Origin of the sequence: Halorubrum sp. SD690R, from assembly GCF_005435035.1 — an archaeon.
In the GTDB taxonomy this organism is placed as follows: domain Archaea; phylum Halobacteriota; class Halobacteria; order Halobacteriales; family Haloferacaceae; genus Halorubrum; species Halorubrum ezzemoulense.
In genome coordinates this window covers 30,881-53,046 of the sequence record NZ_SGTV01000007.1, presented here as the reverse complement: position 1 = coordinate 53,046, position 22,166 = coordinate 30,881, and the positions used below count along the sequence as shown (strand labels likewise).

The following is a 22,166-nucleotide window of genomic DNA, read 5'->3' as shown; positions in this document are numbered from 1 at the left end:
TCTCCGGCAAGAGCCGCGACCCGGGCTGATCGTTGACCCGACTCGTCTCCCAACTACACCAGTCAAGGAGGCCTCTGGTGGCTCCCCCGTCAATTAAAAGGTGATTTCAAACCGCGCACCGCCGTCATCCGCTGCTGTGAGCGTCAGATTCCAGCCGTGTGCTTCGACGATTCGGTCGACGATCGCTAGGCCAAGGCCGGTTCCACCACTCCGCGTTGAATATCCGGGAGTGAAGACGACGTCGCGCTTCGCGGGCGGGATTCCCGGGCCGTCGTCTGCGACATAAAACCCCCCTTCCAGTGGGTGAACAACTACAGTCGCGCTCTCGCCTGTCTGCTCGCCTCGGGCGCCCGGATGGCTGTTTGCTGGTGACTCTGTGGTTTGTTCGCTACCCGTTTCATCGGTTGAGACACCGTGTTCAACGCTATTTCGGAACACGTTTTCAAACAACCGTTGGAGCCGATCGGAGTCCGCGGTAACCGTCGGCAGCGACTCCGAAACCGTCAGTTCGACCTGTTCGGTATCGATCGACTCCCACGCGTCTCTCGCAGCGGTCTCGATTGCGACCTCCTCTGTGGGTTGAACGACAGCCTCGTCGCGCGTCAGCGTTAGGACATCACGGATAATCTGTTCCATCCGATCGTGTGCGTCTGCGACCGACTCGAAGTGTTCGGGATCGCCGGTCTCCTCTGCTGCCCGGAGGTGGGCCTTCGCGACGTCGAGCGGGTTCCGAAGGTCGTGGCTGATAACGCTGCTCACTTGATCAACACCCGGTGAATAGCCTTCGTCGGGACACTCGCGGAGGTCTGAAAACACCAGGTACCCGGTGTCGTCATCCGACGGGATTACGCGAGCGAAGAACGGGCCTCGGTTGCCGTATCCGTCCAGCCGGATGCCGATCCGATCGCCGCGGACGAGATGCGAGACTGGCTCCCGGTCACCGGTCGTATCGCAGCTGTTGAACCGGTCGAATATCGTCGACACGCGTCCGCCCACCAGCTCCTGTTCGAACTGCCGCTCGAAGGCGTCATTTGCGGCGGTCACGCGAGCATCGTCACCGTCGACGGTGTATGCGAGCGCAGGGTCTGGAAACTCACGTAACGGAATCGCCGTGTGACGACCATCACTCATCGGTTGCTCACATCTCTATTTGGCATTGTTACCGCGCCCGTTTCTCCGTGCGAGTACGCATGGTAACTGGTTGGACCACCACCCGATACAACACCTATCATCACTTTGGCCCGGCTACCTGTTTAACATTATTTCTTGCTTCTAGGCCAGAAACACTCTTTTTTATGTTAGCTCTTATAATCAAGTGACCCTCTTTCTGTTGGGAGCCAGCTATGCGCTCTGAGCAGCGCGTTTCAGTATCTGTGGCGTGACAAGGAAGTCAGCGACGGCAACCCCCAACATCGCTAATCTAAGTGTCTGATCTTCAATAACGAGGAACGCGATAGCTACAATAATAGCGGCCGTCATAGCGGGCATCCCCCAACGGACGACCGGACTGCGGAATACATTCGCTGATTGCGACATACCAGACCATCAGTATGCGATTATATATTGATACTGGCGTGTTTCTGAATTAGAATCATACCCGGTAGAATGATTGTATTTCTCAGCCAATCGCTACTCAACTGGTATGATCTCGCACGAAAATGAGGTGATGATTCTGCTTGGGGTAGCTACAGTTATCCTTCTCGTGTCAATGAGTAGCTTCACCGACTTGCCCACATGGATAACTATCGCTGTTGTGATTGTCGTTGGTGTGCTTATTCCACAGCTTATTAGTCGAAAAGAGGAGTGATCAGATGCTGCTCTGACCTCTTCTCACGGCTAAAGTCGTGGGGTTCACCCACAGTGGGATTAAATTCACGTGTAAGGAAAATTCGCAGGGTCTCGTCATATTGGACAATTCGATGTTTCGGGTCGCGAGACATGCCCCCACACTTATTTTGACTCGTCGAGTTATGATTGTCCGTGCGAGACGCGTTACCGGTAGCGCCCTTCACCCCCGACTTGCTGTCCAGTATCGCTGTACCGTTTTGTGACCCCGTCGTTGGTATCAGGACACCCTCCACCGACGACACGTCTGTCGGTGCGCATTCGAGTAACGATGCCGCCACTCGCTTGCTCGTTCGACCGATATCGCGCGTTACGCCCGACTCACACGTCACCCGCCAACGCGGGTCTGTACGCGATTTCGAACGTTTCGGGTCATGCCATCCATGCGTCTGATCGGGGATCGCAGAATACTCTTCGGGTCAGCTTGCGTCGAGGCCGTCGCCGCAGTGCTCGTCCTCCTGTACGGACACCTCTCGCTGCTAGCCGTCACCGTCTTGTACTGGATTGATCTCCTCCTTCTGACCCTCCGGACAACGGTACAACAGCTGCTCTCGCAGCCCGAACCGGATCGTCAGTCGACTCTTTTTCAACGTCCGTTCCGGCTTCTATCCCACAAGCATGGATCAATCGCCGTTACTGACCGCCTTCCGGGAATTCACCTTCGAAACATTCCGGTGGTCTGGGGAGCCGTGTTCATACTTGTTTTTTCAGCGAGCACAACGGCGTACGTCGCCGCCGTCGACATCCCCAGAGAGCTGTGGCGCTCGCCGGCTACACTGCTCTTATTAGGTGGGGGTCTCGTCGCGGCAGCGACGAAATCGTGGCTGGTGCTGCGGGCATATGTGGCCTCAGAGGGCCACGAGATCACCTCTGCCTCGGCGGTCGTCCCCCGGAAGCGAGTACTGATATTCGCTGTCTACGGTGGGCTGTTATGGCTCGTCTCTCGGTGGACGCTTACGACCCTCTCCGGCGAGGGCTTGGAGATAACACGTGCTGGGATGACGGTTTCCGCGTCCGTGCTAATCGTGTCTCGGCTCGCCTACGGTTGGTACGCGGCGCGTGCTCGCCCCGAGGGCTGGCAGTCGGACTCGACGTCCGACCGCAACGATGAAACGATATCTCAAGGGTGGTCGGACTCCGAACCGGAAAAGAACGTACCCGTTCCGTCTCAGTCGTCGATCCCGGATGGAGAACCTCGCGAGACGATGGCGCCGGTTCGCTCCTCTATCCTCGCCGCAGGAGTGGTGAACGCGATGACGACTGGTGGTGTCGTCGATAACCGCTTCGGCCACTGGAGACAGCTCACGATACGGGTGGGTATAGCGGGGTTGATGATTGTCGCCGTTTTTGCCCTGTTGGACGGTGCTATTGTCGTGTCCGCGAGCTTGGCTGCGATTTTCTTCGGTCTCGTTGGAAGCCTCTCGACAATAAGCGCGGTACATTTGCTGTTGGCGCTCGGTGGCGTCGAATACGAATTTTACGAGTCCAAAGTGGTGGCGTACGACCGATACCTCGGACGACCACAGTGGTCGGCGTCATACGACGGTGTCCGGGACGTCTCGGTCGAGCGTGGGCTGTTCGGAAGTCCGCTCTGGCTGGACGCTGGAACGGTGTTTTTCGATCGGACTTACAACTCTAAGGACGGCGACTCCGCCCAGGAACCGAGGTCATCGATCGCATTCGTTCCGGATCCCGAGCGTGCCGGTGAACTGCTCAGCTCCCATTCGTGACGAGCCGTAACGACTTCACCGGCTTTGTTGAGACCCTATTCTTCAGATAGATGTTTATCTAAAACAGCCGGTCGATGAGAACCGTAAAGGTAACAAGACGGACATCGTATCCAAACTACAATTAGTCACGTGTCATTATACCACCTATGGAAGATCTGTACATCTACACTGGCTCATTCGTCGTAATTGGAGCTTCAATAGGGGGGCCAGCGGTAGGTTCGCTCATCGCTGGCGATCGTAGTATCCCGATACTGCTCATGGCGATCGGTGGAGCTGGAATGCTTGCCACTGCCGGCTACGATTTGCTTCGAACTGACCCAGAGGAGTTTACTACCTCTGCTATCGTCCTTCTCGTGTTGGCTGGTTCCGCCTGTCTGTCCTTTCTCGGAACAATACTCTCTGCGATGGGCAGTTTCTGAGTGGCCTGTACTGACCGCAACTAGTCAGAGAATATTACTCGTAGCTGAGCAGCGATCCCGGCAGTTCGACGGTGACGGTCGTCCCCCTGTCGATATCGAACGAGACCTCTCCGCCGAGCCGGTCGACGCCCCACCAGACGAGCCAGAGCCCGAGGCCTTTGCCGTGCTGTAGTGGCTGTTCTTCAGCGTCTTCGAACACTTCTACCTCGTGGTTGCTGATCCCGGCGCCGCTGTCAGCGACATCGATCCACCATTGATCTACTCCCTCGGTATCGCTGGTCTCCTTCACCCGTACGCTGACATGCGGCTCCGGAGCGGACCCCCCGTGTTCGACTGCGTTCGACACCAGCTCACGAATGACTGGTATCAGAATCTCCCCGTTAGCGCGTGTCTCTGCCGGTGGTGTGTCTATCACGACGGGGACGGACGAGACGCCACCAGCACACTCGTGGCCATCGTTGACGACCTCTGCGTGCTGGACCTCCTCGATGGCGTGACGGATGAGTTCCTCGACGGACCGATTACCCGTACGCTTGTCGGCCTGTAACACTGACTCTATCTCGCGGGCAGTACCTCCAAGATCACGCAACGCCGACAGTTCCTCCTCGACCGTCGTCGCTATCTTGTCCGCCGTGTCGGGAGTGGGACTGTCGGTCAACTGTCGAAGGTGCGCGGTTGCCACGTCAGCCCTGTTTCGTATGTTGTGCCGAAGCACGCGACTCAGAACCTCCGCACGACGTGCATTTTGTCGGCTGTCTGTTATATCGCGGAAGATCAGGGTGTGCCCAAGTGTGCGGTCGTCGCTGTCGGTAATCCGGCTCGATGAGGCTTCTAGCACGCGATCGCTGCCTGGCAGCCGACACGTTGTCTGTCCCCCCGCGAGTAACTTCTTGATGTCGAATGTATCCGGCAGTATGGTGGCAAGGTCCTGACCGACTACTGTATTAAACTCCCGCTCAAACAGATCTGCTGTAGCAGCATTCCAGTCAAGGATAGAATGTCCATCCGTGACTGTGATGGCCGCGTCTGGCATTTCGGCGACGATGTCTTGTCGAGCGACGGCCAAGGCCGCTGGTATCTCCTCAAACAGCCCGAATCGGGTGACTGCCAGCCACGCTGTACACGTCGACAGGATCACAAACGGGACGGGAATGGCTGCTCTCGCTAGCGGAGTCTCAGCCAAGGCGATGAAGAACCTCTCTGCGAACCATACCGGCGGCACAATCACCGCTAGACCTAGTGTCAATCGCGTTGAGACGTGCTGATATCGGTGTAGCGTTCGCCACAACTGTCCAAGGCTGAGCAGCACGATTGATCCAGTTACAAAGAAGGAGATTGATATAGCGAACTGTAGGAGAGGAAGTAGCATCTCGCTGAACCCAGCTGGGAGGTTGTCAAGTATTAGTGAGACTAGTGTAGAGGACATGGTTCCACCAGTGTACAGTAGTCCGAATGGAACAAGCACGAACAACAATAGCCGCTCGCGGCGGTCCGTTTGAGTCGTATACGCGAGAATAAACAGAGCATACAACACTGGAACTACCGTTTGAAGCACCCACTCTGCGATCCTGGGCCCTTGGAGTCCGAACGCGATGATCGACGGCGTTGACTCCACCGCCGACGACATGCCGTCTCCGTTGGACGCCCCCAATTCGTAGACACTAATAATATCGTTGACGCCGCCAGCGGCTGTCCACACTCCCAGCCCAACTATACAAGCAACAAAACTCCGTGTACCCACCCCCGAATACTGTCGGCTGGTGTGAGCTGCGATGAGTAGCAGCACTATTCCCAAAGTAACATTTACACCCCCGACCGTGGCGAGCATGGTACGATCAATTCATACGTTTGATGAAATTATTTTGTCGAAACCTTATCCGGTTAGCACACGGCGTGCTATCCGCTTATACTCTACCAAGTAGCGGCGAAACAAAAGCATACGCACAGATACAGAGCGTGAGAACAAACATCGGAAATCCTAGTCCGTCTTCACCGGCGATGACAAGCCCTGCTGTGAGAACTGCGGTTGCCACAGCGAGGAGTGCTGTACGAACTGAACGGAGATATGACCGAAGTGCGGCTTGTTCGTTCGTCATACAAATCGTCTGTTCGAAATTGATGTCACTGTTCTCCGACCCTCTGGAGTGACGCTTCTGAAATCTCCCCCCGCGTTGCGCGAACCCACAAAACAACCGCCGTGACGAGTACGGCCGTCGGGAGAAGTAAGACGACGATGAGGTCGGCACTGAGATCGAACGGTCGGGTGAGCCGAAACGCCGCTGGATATCCGCTTTCCGGTTGCCCGAACACGACCGTCGTCCAGAGATTGGTCGAGAAGTGGATGCCGACTGGGAGCGCGAGGCTGTCGGTGAGGACGTACGCGAGGCCGAAATACAGCCCCCCAACCACCGCCTGTGTCACGGCGACCGACGCTGAGAGTCCCGCCGCGCCAGCGTTCAAGTGAAGCGCTCCGAACACGAGAGCCGATACGACGACCGCGCTCCCCGTGGCAGCCGGCCTTGAGACCCTGCGAGACGTAAACCCGACAACGAGCTCACGGATCAGTACGCCTCGGAAGAGAAAGTCCTCCCACAACCCGACGATAACGAACGCAGCGGCCGTCGCTCCGATCGCGAGTCCGACGGTCACGGGGTCGTTGAAGACTCCCATTGACCACGAACCAACGATCCTCCCGCTCCCGGTAGCGAGAATCGCGGCCGTCGAAACGGCCTGAAACAGCACGCCGATTACGGCACCGCCGGCGAAGTCACCGAGCCACCGTCGACCCAGAGAGAGTCCGTACGCGGCGGGACTGGTTCCGAACAGATAGTATAAGACGAGTATCACCGCTGCTACCCCACAGAGCGTGGGAAGTTGATTTGGGAGGTTGGTCAACACGTCCGGCGTTGAGAATTGCGCGAGTACCAGCCCCACAGCAGCAAGTGTAGCGATGAACGTTACCGCTGTCACAACTACGCGCACCGCCGCCCCGCTGATCGAGACCTCAGACCCGATACGACTGACTGGCCGCAAGCGTGTACTCATCTGGGCAGACCAAGCGTTTCCTTCGGTCCTAGCAGCTCAGACTGATCGACGCCTCGATGTCGCCACCGTCGAGCGACACGGAGAGGTGCTGTGCGGAGGCGCTGAACTGCTCTCGGTGATGGCCGTCGGATGCGACGTAACACTCGCTCGTGACCAATCCGGCGTCCTGAAGCTCGTTGAGACGCCGGTAAGCCGTCGGCCGAGAAACATCAGCGGCCTGCGCGACGGCGCGCCCGCCGCGAGGCTGTTCGGAAACCGCCTCGAACACTCGCCGGGTGTATTCGTCGCCGAAGAGGTTGAGTAGCTCTTCCGTCGATAGCTCGTCGGTCGGTTCCTCAGTCTGCTCGCCGCGCGACTTGTGTCGCACTGCCATGTGATGACGATGTAACGGAACACACTTGGTTGAATATGCTCAGTATTCAGAGTCTCCGCAGCGAGGATATCTAACTATCCAGACTCGCCTTCGTGTGAGAGCAATCGGGCGCATGTCGATCGGGCCTGACACGGCGAATTGCGACCGCTATCCGCTACTATCCTCGTGTTCGTTGTAGAATGCGTCCAACAGCTTGCGCTGGCTCGCCCGGAGATGGTGGAGCAGCGTCGATCCGGTAATGCCGAGCGACGTCGCAACCTCCTCGGCCGTACTTCCACGCGGGGACGTGAAGTAGTCCGCGAGATAGGCCGTTCGCAAGACGGTCGCCTGTCGGTCAGTAAGCCGTTCATTGAGTTCGTTTCGAAATTCTCGCGTGGTCGTCGGTGAGCGGGTTTTGTCCTGTCGTGCGAGAACGGGTGTCGGTCCGTCATCACCGAGCACGTTTGCCAGCCGACGCACGTTCGCGTCGGGAGACAGTTCGACGATCAGCTGGCTGTCATCGCCGTTAAACACCGCCGTCTGTATCGTCGCACCACGGTTGATTGCCGCAACGAGCGGGACTTCCTCACCCAGCGTCACCTGAATCCGGCCGCGCTCAGTGTCCGACTGACGGACCACACGACCGGCCTGAGCACTCGGAACCGCTTCGACGGTCTCAACGACGGTGTCCGGATCGGCACCCGTGACTGATAAGAAACACGTGAGACCAGTATCGCTCGGCATTACGGTCCCCTCAAGCGCGAGTTCCGCGTCGCAGGTGTCGCTCACACGTACCAGCGGGGAGTTCTCCGTGAGTCCGAACGTAACTTCGGTGAGGGTGTCGGAAAACAACAGCTTCCGATTCTGTGTCGCGTTGATCGCGTACCCGGCCAGTTCGCCGAGCGTCTCAAAGCTGGCCTGTACGTGATCGCTGAATGCGGTTTCGGTTCCCGCGTAGACACCGACGACGCCGTACACGCTGGAGCCGTAGACCAACGGCAGCGCGAACACCGATTGGACTCCGTCCGCGAACCCAGCGGCACGAACCGCGTCCGGGACTGACGGATTCTCGCTTAACGACTCTACCAACTCGGGGCGCTGTTGTTCGACTGCTCGCCGTTCGGGGGTAGCCTGTCCCTGCTTCACCGCCTCACGGAGAGCCGGGAACAGCTCTCCTTGCTCACCCCCAACACCGGTGATGACCAGCTCGTCACTGTCGACAGCGCACTCACCAGTCCATACGAACCGATACTGGTCCGATGTCCCCAGTTGGTCCCGGATTGTCTCCATGATCGCGTCTTGAGACGTAGCTCCGACCAACCCCTCAAGCACGTCGGCGATCAGAGTATCGACCATCTCGGCCCGCTCAGACTCCGAACGAAGCCGTTCGATCGTTTGCTTGTTGGTGCGTTTTTCAGTGATGTCGGTAATGTAGACAGTTGCCGCATCGTCATCAGGAACAACTGACACTGACAGCCAGCGGTCGACTTCTGGATAGTACTCTTCGAATGCTACATCAGATACCGATGTCCGTTCAAACGCCTTTGTGAGCGACCCTTCGACCGACTGGGGAAACACCTCAGCAATCGGCTCACCGTCAGGCGTGTCGGTTGTGAGGATATCGGCCGCCTGATCATTCCACGCGCGCACCATCCCGTCTCGGACGGTGATAACTCCTATCGGTGCTTCTGCGAGACGATGTTCCAACTCCATTCACGTAGGGGCCTCCTCGTTCTATCGATGTTTTCCCGTCAGCCAGTATATACGTGTCGTCCGGTTGAACCGCAGTTTACAAGCTTATATCCCGGTCACTAATATCGGTGTTGTTCTGTCGCCGTTTCAGAGTCAGCAACTCACGAAGTGGATTATACGTACAGTTGTAGAATACAGCGTATGCCCTCGAACACCCGGGGCCGTCGAATTCCTCAGGTCTGGCACGTTGTGATTCTCGGAACCATAGCTTCACTACCCGCAACTGCTGTAATAAATTGGCTTCCGAACTCTGAAGCGACCGCCGGTGGCGGGGCGATAATAGTTGGGCCAATGATCGCTGGCGCGATCGCAGCTAAGCGGTCGGTAGAACCGGACGCTGTTGGGCTCCGTGCTGGCTTTCTAGGCGGTATAGTTGCGGTATCTGGATTTATGCTTACAGAAGCCACGAGCGTAGCATGGTCACTCAACACGACAGTGTTCTTCCTTATCGCCGTCGTGATGCTTCTGTGTCTCTCGCCGGTGTTCGGTCTGATTTTCGGTCGGATTGGTGGCTGGGCAGCAAGCAGTGTCGGTGGTTTCGGAGTCGACCAACCATCGTGATCAACTGATTTGCGTTGTTCGCCTGGTTTGCTCCTGGCGTTGTTATTGACATCCTCCTCCGCGTGAACGCGGAGGAATCCCGACCGGTAGGAACTTCAGGTTTACAGTTCGCTCACCCCGCTTCTTATCAGGTCAGATTCACCTACCGAATCGTACGTTTCTGCTCCTGAAACACCCTATTAGCCATTATTAACCCAACCATCGTATAGAAACACATGGCGCTGGAACATCATCAGCGATCGCCTCTCCGCAAAAAAGTGTTTTACTTGATAAGTTACGCGGGTCGCTGTGATTCCAATCGAGCTAACTACTGTGCCGCTGTCACCCGAAGATCATATGAGCTCGGTATGGACAGACCGTTTCTAACGGAGGAACAGTGCCGTGGGTCGGCTACCGTCGATGAACTCTGAGCAACCACTAGTTTTCAACGGAGATAGCTGCTGGGCAGTCGCGTTCGTGGCGTTGCTCTTCGTACACAACGAGATCCACGAGATCGCGCACACGGGGGTCGGTCGTCTCATCTGTGGTGCGTGGGGCCCACGAAATTTCAACAGTTGGCAGCTCGCTTGTTCGAAAACGCCCGAGATTGTTTTAGCACCGCTCGCAGGACTCCTCTGGAGCTACGGGTTGATGTGGATCGGGTATCGGTTACTGAATCCGGCAGAGTCACCGGCCAAACGGTCCGCAGGATTTTGCCTTGTTTTCGCGACAATGCCCTTCGGTCGGCTGTATACTGTGGCGCAGTCCGGGGGTGACGAAATGGTCATCCTGCGTGGAGCCTTCCCGACTGTTGATCCAACTGTGCGCCTCGCTATCGGCCTCAGCATCGTTCTGCTGCTTATCGGTCCCCCACTATACCGAGCCGCTAGTGTGCTCTCACAGCAACGGCGGTGGATCATTTTTACCGGGATGCTTCTCCTTCCGTTTGTTCTATTCTTAATTGTCGTACTGCGAATCGCAAACCCACTGCTCGCATCTGGGTTCTTGGCTAGTGAGGGGCTACTCGGCTCACCGCTCTTTGTGAACATCTGGACCGTGTTCTGGGCGATTGTCTTACTTCTATCTTGGCGACAACTGTCCACGACACTTGTAAAAAGAGGTGTACTGCTTTCCAAAGACCAATGATCCGCAAGACGCTTCATCAAACTAGTATCGGATTGTATATTCTGTGGATAATAGCGACAACGCTGCTCATTCTCGGCCGATACACGCCGTTTCCATCGTATAAAATCGTCCACTCAGCGGTTGTAACCGGCGCAGTAGTACTTACTGTCGTAGGTACGGGGCAACTTCTTCGGAAAGGCTATCGAAAGGGCGTCTCGGGGTAGATACGCGCTCTGTATGTAGCACAGCCTCGACAAACTATCAGCGACCAAGGGGTTCAATAAATTAGCCGTCTACCGGCCCAAACAACCGGTAGCACGACCATAGCGTTATTGTTCTATAAACTTCAACTCACAGAGAAAATGGCCGAGGGCTTCACGCAACGACACCCGACGATTGGCGTGGTGGGGCCAGCGTCGGTCGAAACGACCCTCCAAGACGCGCAGGATTCGCTTGACGTGGCTGTTTCAATAGTGCCTGCCGGACGTGACGCTCCCGGCTCAGTTGAGGAGTTCGATTGTGTGGTTGCCGCGGTAACACCTGAGTCGGGCAGCGCCGACCGGACAGACGCTGACACAGCCGCGTCACTGACCGGGGTCAGCAACTGGGTGGTCCAGAACGCCACCCGTGACTCCGCCCCACCGGTGGTGTACGTCGCCCCTACAGAGGCATCAATCGCTGAGGCGCTTGAGGCCGGTGTAACGGAGTATCTCCCGTGGGAACTGCTCGCACAATCTCCGACGACCGTGCTCAAGCGAGCGGTTACCGCGACAGAGGTACAGCCGACTCCCGACTATCGGACCATCTACGACAACGTCTCTGAGCCACTCACACTTCATGACCCCGAGACGGGAGAGTTGATTCATGCGAATCAGCGGCTCTGTGAGTTGCTGAAGTATGATCGAGCGGAACTCATTTCTATGCAGGTCGGCGATTACACTGCGAGTATCGACGGGTACGATCAGGCCGCTGCCATGGAGGTTATCACCTCTGCGACGGAGAGCGGAACGGTCGGTCCAATCGAATGGCCGCTTGAGACGGCTGACGGCGAACACGTCTGGGTCGAAGCGACGCTGACGACAGTCACGATAGACGATCAGGAACTGGTGTTGGCGACCGCCACGGACGTGACCGACCGTCGACGCCAGCGTCGTCAGTTCCGCGAGATATCGACTCATATCGATGAGGTCGTCTATCTGGCACGTGCGGACCTCTCGGAGGTTCTCTTTATCAACGAGGCCTACGCGGATTTGTTCGACCAACCGGTCGAACGCCTGTATGACGACCCGATGGCCGTTCTCGACGCCGTTCATCCGGAGGACCGCGAGGCGTACCGCTCGGATCTTATCGCTATGAGCGAACACATCCGCGAGGAGGAGTCGGGTCCGTACACATTCAGTCACAGACTCCGCGTTGGCGGTGAGACACGTTGGGTTGAGGTACGCGGCTATCCGAGCCGCGGTCCAGGCGGTGCCGTCGATCGGATCGTCGGAGTCATTCGGGACGTTACCGATACGCGACGCCGCGAGCGCGAGTATGAGCAGATATTTAACGGCGTGACCACTGCGATCGCAGTTCACGACCCTGACACGGGTGAAATGGTCGACGTGAACGACAGTTACGTCGAACTGTTCGGATACGACTACGACACGATTCTTCAACAAGGAATCAATGACCTCAGTGTTCCCGAGGAGGGGTACACCGATGAGCGCGCGAGACGGCTTATCACCGACGTCGGCGAAACCGAGGAAGATGAAACAGTCGAGTGGCGAATTGAGACCGCTGAGGGCGACAACCGTCTCGTCGAAGCGAACCTCACAGTCGCGACCGTAGGTGGTCAGCGACGTGTCCTCTCGCTGATGCGTGATATTACAGAACAGAAACGCCGCGAGCGGGAGTACGAGCAGATATTCAACGGAGTCAACGACGCTATCGCCATCTTCGACCCAGAGACGCTCTCCTTCGTCAGTGTGAACGACTCGTATCACGAGCTCGTGGGGTGCGACGATCTTGAGCGTATTCGCGACCTCGGTATCGAGGGTCTCAGCGAAACTGAGGGCGGGTACACAGCGGAACGCGGTAAAGAACTGATTCAGACTGTGGCCCGTTCGGGTGAACCGAAGACCATCGAGTGGAAACTCGCCCCGCCGGACGAAGAGCAGTCATGGATCGAGGTCACGTTGGCGACGGCCGAGATCGGTGGTGAACAGCGAGTTCTGTCGATCCAGCGTGATATCACGGAGCGGAAGCGCCGCGAACGAGAGTTCGAACAGATCTTCAACGGTGTGACGGACGTAATCGGAGTCTACGACCCGCAGACTGCGGAGCTACTCGATGTCAACGACACCATGTGTGAGCTCCTCGGATATGACCGTGACACAATCATCGATATGGACCCGGAAGAGGTGACGGCGACGGCACTCGGATTCGATGCGGACACAATCGGGGAGGTTGTCCGCGACGTGGCCAAATCCGGTGACCCGGCGAGAGACATCGAGTGGGCGTTGCGGACCGCCAGCGGCGATGTTGTATGGCTTGAAGTCAATGCGACCTTGACAGAGATAGGCGGCGAGCAGCGTGTGGTCACTATCGCTCGGGATGTCACCGGACGGCGCGACCGCGAGGAGCGGGTACAGGTGTTGAACCGTGTACTGAGACACAATGTACGGAACGATATGGACGCTGTCTTGGGATACACGGCTACAATTGAGGAGGCGGCGGAAGACGAGGTCGTCCGAGAATACGCCGAAAGCGTTCACGACATTGCGAACGGCCTCCTGGAACTGAGCGGTAAGGCGCGTGCCGCCAGTCAGATGCTCCAAGACAACGACGACCCAGAAAACCGCAGAGTCGGTACGGTACTGGAGTCTGCCGTCGCCGACCTCCGTGAGTCTCACGACGAAGCGACGATTCAATTGTCTTCCGCGGAGGCTCCCGCACCGGCTGATACGGCTGTCTTTCGGCTAGTTTTGAGCGAGCTCGTCGAGAACGCCGTCGAACACGGTGGGGACTCCCCGGAAGTCGAAATTAAGACGACGCCGTCTACGGCCAACGATGAGACGCGAATCACGGTGCGTGACGACGGACCCGGGATCCCCGACCGCGTACTTACTCCGTTCCGAGCTGATGGTGAGTCGCCGTTCCAGCACAATCACGGAATTGGCCTCTGGCTTGTCAACTGGGGTGTTCGGCAGCTCGGTGGCGGAATCGAGTTCGAGCGGCCCGCCGATGGCGGCACTGCCGTTCACCTTTCTTTGCCAAACGTACTGCGTTGACGGCTGTGATTGAGGTAGCACGTCTGGCTCTGAACAGGCTCGTTCGGCTCCGTTGAAATCCTCAGTAAGTGATATGTTCTGCTTCGATTACGGTCAATACAAGTGGTATACTACCTGGACCGCAACCAGCCTAACAGGTCGTTAGTCAGCAGGCTCCTCCTGCTCCGGTATATGCTCTCTGAGTTGACCGGGGACCGCAGGAAGAGTTCCATTCCGTGTCAAGGTCCGTGACCCGGCATACAGCGCAATGATCGACGCACAGAGCAGATAGAAGACGGCGTCCCCCGACAGGATGTCAAACACGGCAGGCACGTCTCTAGCAGCGTCCCCGATACGGGGCATATTATGCGAAGCGTGGGCGATCATCACGACTGGCAACGCACCCTCAGTGTTGTTGTACAGCCATCCGAGAATGACCGACATCGCTATCACATTCAGCATATACTCCCAGAATACGGTAAAATCGCCGGTGCCAGTGAGTATCATCGGGACGTGCCAGAGGCCCCAGACGACGCCAATCACTACACTCGCGCGGAGCGCACTAAATCGCTGCTGGAGACGGGGCTGTAGGAAGCCACGCCAACCCAACTCCTCTAACGCACCAGCTAGAAACAGTGTGATGCCGAAAGTGAAGATGTAACTGCCGATCGGAGCGTACGGAACTGCTACGTCGCCACCGAGAAGCACCGCAACTATCGTCTCGGCTTCGGTCCCGAGCATCATGATGGCGATACCGATGAGATACCAGTGAATGCCAACTCGCAGGTTGCGAAGTTGTCCAAGCCAGTCTCGAACGCTTTCATCGAGTAACCAGACCGTCACTCCCGCAGTAATCATCGGAGCCCATGCATAGAGCATCACTCCCAGTGTCGGAATAGTGGATCCGAACGTCCCGTAGAGCCCCGCGAAGACGAGTCCGGAATAGAGTGTAAGCACAGCTAGGAAAGTTCCAATTGGCCGGTGAGATGCCTTTCGTCTGAGGTTGTCAACGCAATTCATTTTCTCTTACTACTATTAAATCTCGTAGTCCAATACATACTGCTGGACGCCCAAACGACGGGCAGCGAACATTGCTGAACTGGCGGTTGATGTGCGATTTTCATGGGTGAGTGACATTGTTGGTGAAAAATAAATACCGAGTGGGCGTTTCAGCTTCTGAAACGCAATATACTCGAAGTCCTAACGGGGGGTGCCCACAGCGCATATACGATGAGCAACTCTCATCGACTAGCTGTTTCTGGCGAGAATATATTTGAAGAATAGCATTTCAACAGAGCCGCTCGTTCACAGATTACACCCGACACGCGGTGGACCCCCAACTTGAGAACGCGCCGGTTTGAGGTGTTACGGCACCGGTATTTACACGGAAACAGTGGACGCGTTCAGCGATCATCTTCAATCGAGATTCGAGCCATTGGGTCACCTCGTTCGACTCGCGATCTACATACAGCAGAACGGTACACTTCTGTTCTTGGACGGAATCACAGCGGTGTCGCAAAAGCACTCTATCGATCGATTTCACCGCTAGAAACACTCCGAACAGATTTAATTTATAATAATGTCAACGGTGATACGCTCTCCAATGATGAATCAACACACGCCCTCGTCATTCGGCTCCGTCACGCGACGTCGAGCCCTCGCAATCGGTGCTAGCGCCGCCATAGCGTCCACTGCCGGCTGCTCGACTGTGCTTAATGCGATCGGTAACCAAGTCTTCGAAGAGGTCAACCTCCTCAACCAGTTGAATCAGGAGGTCAGCGGGTCGATCGAAGTCGTGGATCCCGAGGGCGAGACGGTCCTCGATACTTCGTTCGACGTTCCTTCGACCGAGTCAGACGGTGAGAGTAATATCGTCGCCTATGCCGACGTATGGACCACCACCGGCGAGTATCAAGTTGACTTGGAGCTCGCGGATACCGTGATAGCAGGGACTTCACAGCTGAATCAGCGATTTTCGATCACTAGTACTGAAGAAGAAATCGTCGCAATCTCCATTGGCTCAAGCGACGAAAGTGAACCGATCGCGCTTCGAGTTGGAGAGTCGTTCTCGGACCTCGGTCAGACAAACGAGACCGGCTAGCCGGGGCTAAGGGTTTTGCGAGTATTCGCTCGACAGCGGGTACCTAGCTCGCGTCAACTACAAATAACACAAAGCGCCCGGCTGCGTGTACTAACACTGTCACCGGGAGTCCGATTGCGGCAGCTAACACGGTTACTGAGAGTATTGTCGGAACATTACCCACTGAAACCGCTAGTCCGAGCATTGTGACGAGCCCGCCGGTGAACGTTCCCGCCGCGACCGTCTCCATCGTTCGGATGCTATCATACGCTAGCGTCCGCGTACTGCGGTCCCCGACGAACGGGATACCCCGACGATCTACCTCTAAGTATGCGTAACTGAGTAGTACGACTGCCAAACCGAGTAGTAAGGCAGTACAGAGGAGAACGATGGCGGTTCCGCCAGCGAGTATCGACCCTTCTCCGCCGATCGCTGCTAATGATCCGAAGGCCAAAAGCGGGACAGCAAGTGCTGCGAGCGCTATCACCACTACGGAAATCCCGGCCCAGACGTAGAGCCCGTTCCGTGAAAGCCACGTGTACGCCCGATCTGAGTAAGCGTCGGGATGGGACGTGGCCCGCTCAATCTCCGGGTTGCGTCCACCCGTTGAGGTATCGTCTGTCATACCGGTGGATTGGTTGTCTCCCGTATACCTCCTGTTCCGTGTCTCAGACGGAGAAACACGGCCAAAATTTGCGTCTCTATGTTATCTCCGTGAAGCTTCTAACGGCCGTGCTGCCGCGGTCACTGTATCTGTTCCGTATCGCTCGCGTCGTAGCGACGAATGCGACAGTTTTCATCGAGATCGAACTCGACCGAGCCGTCAGCGAGACCGACTTCGACCCGTGCGGCGGCCGACACTGCTTCATCAGTACGCACGCTACTGACCTCCGTAAGACTGTGCGGCCCAATCTGGGCATCACGCGGACGCAGGCCGTGTGTCGCGTACAGTGCCTCAACGGCGTGATGGCCGAGAATCGTCTGTGCGATCGGGATCGGATACGACAGCCAGCAGGTGTCACATGCCGCGGTGGCATACGGTACGTCTTGGTGGAGATATGTCTCTGGAGCGGAGTCACGGGAGAGCGACAACCCCGCTGCTCCCCAACAGTGTGGGCAAACCCCGTTACGCAAGAGCCGGACATCACACGCGTGGTTTCGGAGCGTGGCGTCGATAACTGCGTCTAGTGGCCGGTTTTCAGTAGCTCGCGGCGGCGTCGGGTACGCCACAGCGGCGCCGTGGTCCGGACAGCCGATATACAGGTGGTGTTCTTGATACGCGGCGACGAGATTCCGGTCGCAGTGGGGACACTCGTACTCCGTCTCCTGCTCTTGGATTTCGTACTGTTTATCGCCATTTTGCGTCGTATAGCTCCCCGCCCGAATTGCGGCGACGATTTCCAAGGCGGCTATCCGGGGACGGTACCGCCCGTCCACCTTCTGAATGAAGCCGTCTTGAAGCTCAGACAGGTGGTAACTGAACCGGCTTGTGTCCTCGACGCCCACTTGCTCTCGCAACTCGGAGAACGTTGGCCACCCTGACGACCACGCCTCGTCGTAGCGATCTGCGAGAGTTAGCAGGATCCGGACCCGAGTCTCATCGGTCAACGCCGCGTACGCCGACTCACTCGCCTCACGCTCACCCGTCATTGGTGTATCACAGTGTTGTTGTTTCCGTTCGGGTATTTGATTTGTTACTGAACCAACTTAATAGTCGTCCAGATAACACTTACCACTCAGCCACCCGTTCCGTATCTATGGTCGATTTGCCCTCCACGCTAGAAGCGACCGTTCCGAATCACCTTGATGATGAGACCGGTGTCGCCAGTGCGGTGGCGTTTCTCGCTCTCACGATACCGATAACTATTGTGTTGAATTTGGCTGCCTCACTTGCTGCTGTCTCAGCCGTCGGTTCCGATGCCGGAGCGACGCTCATATTTCTCGCTGGAAGCATCGCGACTGAACTCTCATTCTTGCTCGTTGGCATCGGGTACGTTTCATTTCGCTCGTCGTTTCAGGTTCCGATTCACGTTCCAGACCGAGACACCGTCCCTGCTCTCGTCGGTGGACTGGGGATGGGTTTCGCAACCGCGTTCCTCTCGCTTGTAAGCACTGATACGGTTCTTCCGAGCGTCGAACTCTCTCCTGGATTTATGGAGTACACAAACCTCGCGGCACCGGCGGGTGTCGGCCTCGTCATCGCGGCACTCCTGTCACTTGCGTTGATCGGTCCTGTCGAGGAGTTCTTTTTCAGGGGTGTCATCCAGCAGCGGCTCCGTGCGTCGTTCTCGGCTAGAACCGCGATCGGTGCGGCCGCCCTCGTGTTTGCGCTGTTTCACGTCTACCCGGTCCTTCTCCTGTCGCCGCCGATGGCCGCAGTTGCTCACATGACGCTTTATTACTCTTTGATGGGAGGGATATTCGGGTGGGTGTTCGAACGGACGGGTACTTTCGTCGCGCCCGCCCTCGTTCATGGTATTTTTAATGCCGTGGTCTTTGTTGTGCCCCTACTCACCTGAGATCCGGTGAATTCGCGCTTTGAGGCTTGAAACACTGCTCTGGGATTAACATTCGAAAGGGTACACCGTTGAGGTAGCCGCCGGTTGGAGGCGGTATTCAGCGTTTTCGAGGTGGAGCCTCCACCCTCAAGGACCGAGGCGCGTATGCGCCGAGGGAGTAGGGCGGGGCAGTTTACTAGACATCGATGGCATTAGATTCGCATTTTTCAGTAACCGGGTGTTTCAGACAGGCGATGACGTGTAATCGGTTATAAAAAGAATGTGTTCTACTCCCTACGTCAGTACCCTGGCCCCGGGGAGCGAAGTCAGGGTTGTAATGAGCTCTCAGACGCCGCCGACGCTGACCGAAGACGCGGACGAAGCCGTCGTCGAGCACATCGACATGCTCCACAACCGGATTCAGTTCCTCACCGAGGAGTTGAAGGACGCCGAGCAGACGATTCTCGAGCTACAGGACGACTCCCCGAGCGCGGACGATGACGTGGTGACAGTCAACATGTCCGACGACGCGTTCGAGTCGCGGCTTCTCCGGTACGGGCTGTTCCTCTCGCAGCGGTTCGATGAGAACCAGGACGAGGTGGAGATGCTGTTCGAGGACATCGCCGAGCGGTTCGACGAGTACGTCGAGTCGAGTAACGATGTACACAACGCGTCGCTCGCTATGCTGGCCGCCCTGCTCAAGCACGAAGAGATGACCCGGTAGCGGTCGTTTTGACTGCTCTGGTTTATTTCGCCGGCCCGGATCCACCCGTTCTGTTTTTCATTTTGTTGGTATCTGTTTCGTTCACGACGTCGCTTGGAATGGCTATATAAATCGGAGATTCAGCGCTCGCTACGTGAACGTGACCATCCGGGCACCCATACGACCAGTTGCAATGTCCGTTGACAACTCAGCTGACGGGACGCCCCCCGTCGGGAACGACTTCCAGGCCGATCTCCAGCGGGTCGGCCAGACCGTTGGCACCGCCCTACAGAACCTCGACGACGATGCGGACCAGACCCGTGCGGCCCGCGCCATCACCGACCACTTCGAGGAGAACGGGATCCCCCCCGAGGAGGCGATCGTTGGCGCGTGGTTCTTCATCCTGAGCTTCACCGAGTAAGGGTCCTCTGCTCGGGCCTCCTGTCGAGGTATCGCAGTAGATTAACCGCGAGCGCTGTCTGGACGAATGATCGTGACAAACTCATTTTTGCTTCGCATAGGAACGGTTCCGTCCACGTAAAGTAGGTCAGGGATCTCCCCACAGTTCTGGCAGAGCCCCTGGACTGACCGGAACCGGGCGGGAGGCTTTCGACGGCATACTACTTCGTCGCTGAGCTACATCGAGGCCTCGAGAGCGGGATCGTACACTGCGATCGGCCGTTCATCGACGGCTTTCTATGCCCTCACAGATCTAGTCGCCAACCAGTGAGAGGGCAATCAGCCGAGGGAGAAATCGACCCGCATCGTGAACGTCTCGAACGACACAGCAGAAGACCCGTCCGAGGGGTTCGGCTGCTACTGGTTACTCAGTCGCTGACCACACAACACGGCAGTACGACAAAAACGCGGGTGCTACGAGCGCTCGCGCACCCACTTCACCCCAAGAAGGCAGAGGAACACCAGTGCGAGTCCGAGTATCCCGCGCTTTGAGCGTAGCAGCCTCCGTCCGAACCCGGGCACGGACCGCTCGCTCTGTCCCGACTCCTCCTGTCCGGAGGTCTGGGCCTGATCAGCCGCACGATCGGCGTCGAGAGGCTGCGCTACCGAATCCTCTTTCAGTGACGAAGTTCCAGCCCCTGCGTCAGGAGCCTCGGCCGGCGCTGGCCGCTCGGTAGCCGCTCGGTTCGCGACTGCCGACGACGGGCCGTCCACGTCAGGCTGGCCGTCCGAGGCGTTTCCCGTCAGCTCCTCGCCCGGAGTCGCGTCGGCGACTGTACCGTTGCCATCGCCCCAGCTGACTGCGCCCGGAGCGGCCTCGACATCGAGCTGCGGATACGCCGGCTGCGCGCCGGTCGGCTCGGACGGCGAGTGACGATGCTCCGACGCGATCAGGTGAGAACTGATCTCGTTGTCGTCGGCGACGTGGTCGCTGATGGCCTCTGTGTCCAGACTGTCGCTCGGTTCGGAGACCAGCAGGTCGTCGTCGAACTCGAACGGCCCGCGGGCGAGCAGTGCGTCGGCGTTACAGGTCAGGCAGTCGTCCGAGGTGTGCGTGCTGACGGCGACGAGCTCGTCGTTCAGGCCGTCGAGTCGCAGGTAGTCCGGCGGGGCCGCGTACCCCGTCACTACCTTCGTGAAGAGCCGAGTAATGCTCGAGGCCGCCATCCCGTTCAGCGGCGTGACCGCCGGTTCGGGCGCGACGACGTCCTCGTCGATATAGCCTCGCTCCAAGTCCGCCTCGATCTCCGCTTCGCTCGACTGTTCCACTTGGAGCTGTTGCGGATCATTGCGCCCGAGACAGTCTAGACAGCCGCTCACGCCGGGGGCAACTAGCTGGATCAGCCCGCGCTCGTCGGTGACTGACCCGTTGTCGGCGGTTTCGATTGCCACGCCGCCGTCGATGTAGTACCGAAGGTACCGCACGGCGAACTCGTTACAGTACTGCCGCGCCGTGAGCCGGTCGACGGCTCCGATGATAACGTCACACGTGGCGAGCGTCTCCTCGGGGACGTCCTGGACGCGGCCGCGATACGCCTCGACCGTCGCGTCGGGGTTCGCTCGCACGACGTGCTCGCCGACGACGTCGACCTTGTGCCGGTCGATATCGGCTTCCGTCGCGCCGTATATCCGCGGGAGGTTGGACCGTTCGACGACGTCCGGATCGACGAACAGGAAGTCTTCGACGCCGAACCGGGCCAACTGGACGGCCGTCATCGACCCGAGCCCACCCAGACCGACGACGGCGACCCGCGTCTCGGCGATCGACTGCTGTCCGTCCGCCGTGAGCGCTCTGATCGACCGGTCGTAGCGGTCCCGGTCGATCGCGGTGGCCGTCTCCCGGTCCGGCATTTCCAACGACTGCTCGAGTTTCCACTCGCCGACCACGTCGACCCCGAGCCGGACGCGGCGATCGTCGTCGGGGTCGACGTACACTGCCGTATCGATACCCTCGTGGCCGACGACCGCAAAGCCGAGTGGGATCTCCGGGTAGAGGTTTCCGATCCACTCCCGGTAGGCCTCCATGATCTCGTCGTCCAACCCGCTGAAGCTGGGCACGTCGCTGAACGGGTGACTGTGGACCATGATCGGGACCAGGCCGTCTTCCATGGCCTCGCCCAACCGCTCGCGCTCGACCTCGAGCGACGGCCGCACCGCGTGGGCTTCCTGTACCTCGCACTGATCAGCAGGGACCGGGTCGACGGTCCGGGTCAACAGCCGTCCATCGACTTCCTCACAGTAGAGGTAGGTGAACCGCTCGATGCCGTCCTCCTGAAGCGTCCACTCGCGGATCTCCCGGAGCTGCTGGGCGGTGATCACTAACTCGAGCTCGTCTGAGACGTCGCTGATTTGTATTCGTGACAT

General features: G+C 57.9%; 18 protein-coding genes. 9 read left to right on the top strand and 9 right to left on the bottom strand.

The genetic code is table 11. The features are described from left to right. Positions 1-93: 93 nt before the first annotated feature. Complete coding sequence (locus EXE41_RS06115) at positions 94-1,131, bottom strand: HAMP domain-containing sensor histidine kinase (protein WP_137690533.1); 1,038 nt, start codon at positions 1,129-1,131, stop codon at positions 94-96. A gap of 511 nt (positions 1,132-1,642) precedes the next feature. Between EXE41_RS06115 and EXE41_RS19035 the strand changes: the two genes are divergently transcribed. The 3 genes from EXE41_RS19035 to EXE41_RS06100 all read left to right on the top strand — a co-directional run bounded on the left by EXE41_RS19035 (position 1,643) and on the right by EXE41_RS06100 (position 3,994). Next, a complete protein-coding gene (locus EXE41_RS19035) occupies positions 1,643-1,807 on the top strand; it encodes a hypothetical protein (protein WP_155120059.1) in 165 nt (54 codons plus the stop codon). Positions 1,808-2,228: 421 nt separating this feature from the next. Then, a complete protein-coding gene (locus EXE41_RS06105; protein ID WP_137690532.1) occupies positions 2,229-3,575 on the top strand; it encodes a hypothetical protein in 1,347 nt (448 codons plus the stop codon). Positions 3,576-3,721: 146 nt separating this feature from the next. Further along, positions 3,722-3,994, top strand: a complete 273-nt coding sequence (locus EXE41_RS06100; protein WP_080508784.1) for a hypothetical protein — start codon at positions 3,722-3,724, stop codon at positions 3,992-3,994. Between the two features lie 34 nt (positions 3,995-4,028). Here the strand turns inward: EXE41_RS06100 and EXE41_RS06095 are convergent, their stop codons facing one another. From EXE41_RS06095 to EXE41_RS06080, 4 genes are all read right to left on the bottom strand, one after another. Further along, the gene (locus EXE41_RS06095) at positions 4,029-5,822 is read right to left on the bottom strand and encodes an ATP-binding protein (RefSeq protein ID WP_137690531.1); all 1,794 of its coding nucleotides are present in this window, start codon (positions 5,820-5,822) and stop codon (positions 4,029-4,031) included. 293 nt (positions 5,823-6,115) lie between these two features. Then, positions 6,116-7,039, bottom strand: coding sequence for a CPBP family intramembrane glutamic endopeptidase (locus EXE41_RS06090; protein ID WP_080508648.1), 924 nt, complete (start codon positions 7,037-7,039; stop codon positions 6,116-6,118). A 28-nt stretch (positions 7,040-7,067) separates the two neighbouring features. After that, positions 7,068-7,412, bottom strand: a complete 345-nt coding sequence (locus tag EXE41_RS06085; protein ID WP_049933035.1) for a winged helix-turn-helix domain-containing protein — start codon at positions 7,410-7,412, stop codon at positions 7,068-7,070. Positions 7,413-7,559: 147 nt separating this feature from the next. Then, positions 7,560-9,104 (bottom strand): bacterio-opsin activator domain-containing protein, encoded by a 1,545-nt coding sequence (locus EXE41_RS06080; protein WP_089309348.1) that lies wholly within the window; start codon positions 9,102-9,104, stop codon positions 7,560-7,562. A 180-nt stretch (positions 9,105-9,284) separates the two neighbouring features. Here EXE41_RS06080 and EXE41_RS06075 point away from each other — a divergent pair, with 180 nt between their 5' ends. After that, positions 9,285-9,704 (top strand): DUF5518 domain-containing protein, encoded by a 420-nt coding sequence (locus EXE41_RS06075; protein WP_080508647.1) that lies wholly within the window; start codon positions 9,285-9,287, stop codon positions 9,702-9,704. A gap of 1,466 nt (positions 9,705-11,170) precedes the next feature. Then, entirely contained in the window at positions 11,171-14,083 is a 2,913-nt protein-coding gene (locus tag EXE41_RS06065; RefSeq protein WP_137690530.1) for a PAS domain S-box protein, read from the top strand. A gap of 141 nt (positions 14,084-14,224) precedes the next feature. Here the strand turns inward: EXE41_RS06065 and EXE41_RS06060 are convergent, their stop codons facing one another. Then, a complete protein-coding gene (locus tag EXE41_RS06060) occupies positions 14,225-15,019 on the bottom strand; it encodes a CPBP family intramembrane glutamic endopeptidase (protein WP_158294392.1) in 795 nt (264 codons plus the stop codon). Between the two features lie 646 nt (positions 15,020-15,665). On the opposite strand from EXE41_RS06060, the gene EXE41_RS06055 reads away from it, so the two are divergent. After that, complete coding sequence (locus EXE41_RS06055; RefSeq protein WP_241987194.1) at positions 15,666-16,163, top strand: hypothetical protein; 498 nt, start codon at positions 15,666-15,668, stop codon at positions 16,161-16,163. Between the two features lie 43 nt (positions 16,164-16,206). On the opposite strand, the gene EXE41_RS06050 is transcribed toward EXE41_RS06055, so the two are convergent. Further along, the gene (locus EXE41_RS06050; protein ID WP_137690528.1) at positions 16,207-16,767 is read right to left on the bottom strand and encodes a hypothetical protein; all 561 of its coding nucleotides are present in this window, start codon (positions 16,765-16,767) and stop codon (positions 16,207-16,209) included. A 119-nt stretch (positions 16,768-16,886) separates the two neighbouring features. Beyond that, positions 16,887-17,792 carry a winged helix-turn-helix domain-containing protein gene (locus tag EXE41_RS06045; RefSeq protein ID WP_137690527.1) on the bottom strand — a complete coding sequence of 302 codons (906 nt, stop codon included), beginning with the start codon at positions 17,790-17,792 and terminating at the stop codon, positions 16,887-16,889. A gap of 107 nt (positions 17,793-17,899) precedes the next feature. On the opposite strand from EXE41_RS06045, the gene EXE41_RS06040 reads away from it, so the two are divergent. The 3 genes from EXE41_RS06040 to EXE41_RS06030 all read left to right on the top strand — a co-directional run bounded on the left by EXE41_RS06040 (position 17,900) and on the right by EXE41_RS06030 (position 19,764). After that, on the top strand, positions 17,900-18,661 hold the full coding sequence (locus EXE41_RS06040) for a CPBP family intramembrane glutamic endopeptidase (RefSeq protein WP_094494264.1): 762 nt from the start codon (positions 17,900-17,902) through the stop codon (positions 18,659-18,661). 316 nt (positions 18,662-18,977) lie between these two features. Further along, a complete protein-coding gene (locus EXE41_RS06035) occupies positions 18,978-19,364 on the top strand; it encodes a hypothetical protein (RefSeq protein ID WP_094494265.1) in 387 nt (128 codons plus the stop codon). Positions 19,365-19,536: 172 nt separating this feature from the next. Beyond that, positions 19,537-19,764 (top strand): hypothetical protein, encoded by a 228-nt coding sequence (locus EXE41_RS06030; RefSeq protein WP_094494266.1) that lies wholly within the window; start codon positions 19,537-19,539, stop codon positions 19,762-19,764. Positions 19,765-20,216: 452 nt separating this feature from the next. Here the strand turns inward: EXE41_RS06030 and EXE41_RS06025 are convergent, their stop codons facing one another. Next, positions 20,217-22,166 (bottom strand): ThiF family adenylyltransferase, encoded by a 1,950-nt coding sequence (locus EXE41_RS06025; protein WP_137690526.1) that lies wholly within the window; start codon positions 22,164-22,166, stop codon positions 20,217-20,219.

What these genes read in the sequence shown, in the direction of transcription:
- EXE41_RS06055 (WP_241987194.1), top strand. Translation starts at nt 15,666, where the DNA reads ATGATGAATCAACACACGCCCTCGTCATTCGGCTCCGTCACGCGACGT.
- EXE41_RS06115 (WP_137690533.1), bottom strand. Translation starts at nt 1,131, where the DNA reads ATGAGTGATGGTCGTCACACGGCGATTCCGTTACGTGAGTTTCCAGAC.
- EXE41_RS06040 (WP_094494264.1), top strand. Translation starts at nt 17,900, where the DNA reads ATGGTCGATTTGCCCTCCACGCTAGAAGCGACCGTTCCGAATCACCTT.
- EXE41_RS06050 (WP_137690528.1), bottom strand. Translation starts at nt 16,767, where the DNA reads ATGACAGACGATACCTCAACGGGTGGACGCAACCCGGAGATTGAGCGG.
- EXE41_RS06085 (WP_049933035.1), bottom strand. Translation starts at nt 7,412, where the DNA reads ATGGCAGTGCGACACAAGTCGCGCGGCGAGCAGACTGAGGAACCGACC.
- EXE41_RS06075 (WP_080508647.1), top strand. Translation starts at nt 9,285, where the DNA reads ATGCCCTCGAACACCCGGGGCCGTCGAATTCCTCAGGTCTGGCACGTT.
- EXE41_RS06090 (WP_080508648.1), bottom strand. Translation starts at nt 7,039, where the DNA reads ATGAGTACACGCTTGCGGCCAGTCAGTCGTATCGGGTCTGAGGTCTCG.
- EXE41_RS06025 (WP_137690526.1), bottom strand. Translation starts at nt 22,166, where the DNA reads ATGTCACGAATACAAATCAGCGACGTCTCAGACGAGCTCGAGTTAGTG.
- EXE41_RS06095 (WP_137690531.1), bottom strand. Translation starts at nt 5,822, where the DNA reads ATGCTCGCCACGGTCGGGGGTGTAAATGTTACTTTGGGAATAGTGCTG.
- EXE41_RS06100 (WP_080508784.1), top strand. Translation starts at nt 3,722, where the DNA reads ATGGAAGATCTGTACATCTACACTGGCTCATTCGTCGTAATTGGAGCT.
- EXE41_RS06045 (WP_137690527.1), bottom strand. Translation starts at nt 17,792, where the DNA reads ATGACGGGTGAGCGTGAGGCGAGTGAGTCGGCGTACGCGGCGTTGACC.
- EXE41_RS19035 (WP_155120059.1), top strand. Translation starts at nt 1,643, where the DNA reads ATGATCTCGCACGAAAATGAGGTGATGATTCTGCTTGGGGTAGCTACA.
- EXE41_RS06065 (WP_137690530.1), top strand. Translation starts at nt 11,171, where the DNA reads ATGGCCGAGGGCTTCACGCAACGACACCCGACGATTGGCGTGGTGGGG.
- EXE41_RS06080 (WP_089309348.1), bottom strand. Translation starts at nt 9,104, where the DNA reads ATGGAGTTGGAACATCGTCTCGCAGAAGCACCGATAGGAGTTATCACC.
- EXE41_RS06035 (WP_094494265.1), top strand. Translation starts at nt 18,978, where the DNA reads ATGAGCTCTCAGACGCCGCCGACGCTGACCGAAGACGCGGACGAAGCC.
- EXE41_RS06105 (WP_137690532.1), top strand. Translation starts at nt 2,229, where the DNA reads ATGCGTCTGATCGGGGATCGCAGAATACTCTTCGGGTCAGCTTGCGTC.
- EXE41_RS06030 (WP_094494266.1), top strand. Translation starts at nt 19,537, where the DNA reads ATGTCCGTTGACAACTCAGCTGACGGGACGCCCCCCGTCGGGAACGAC.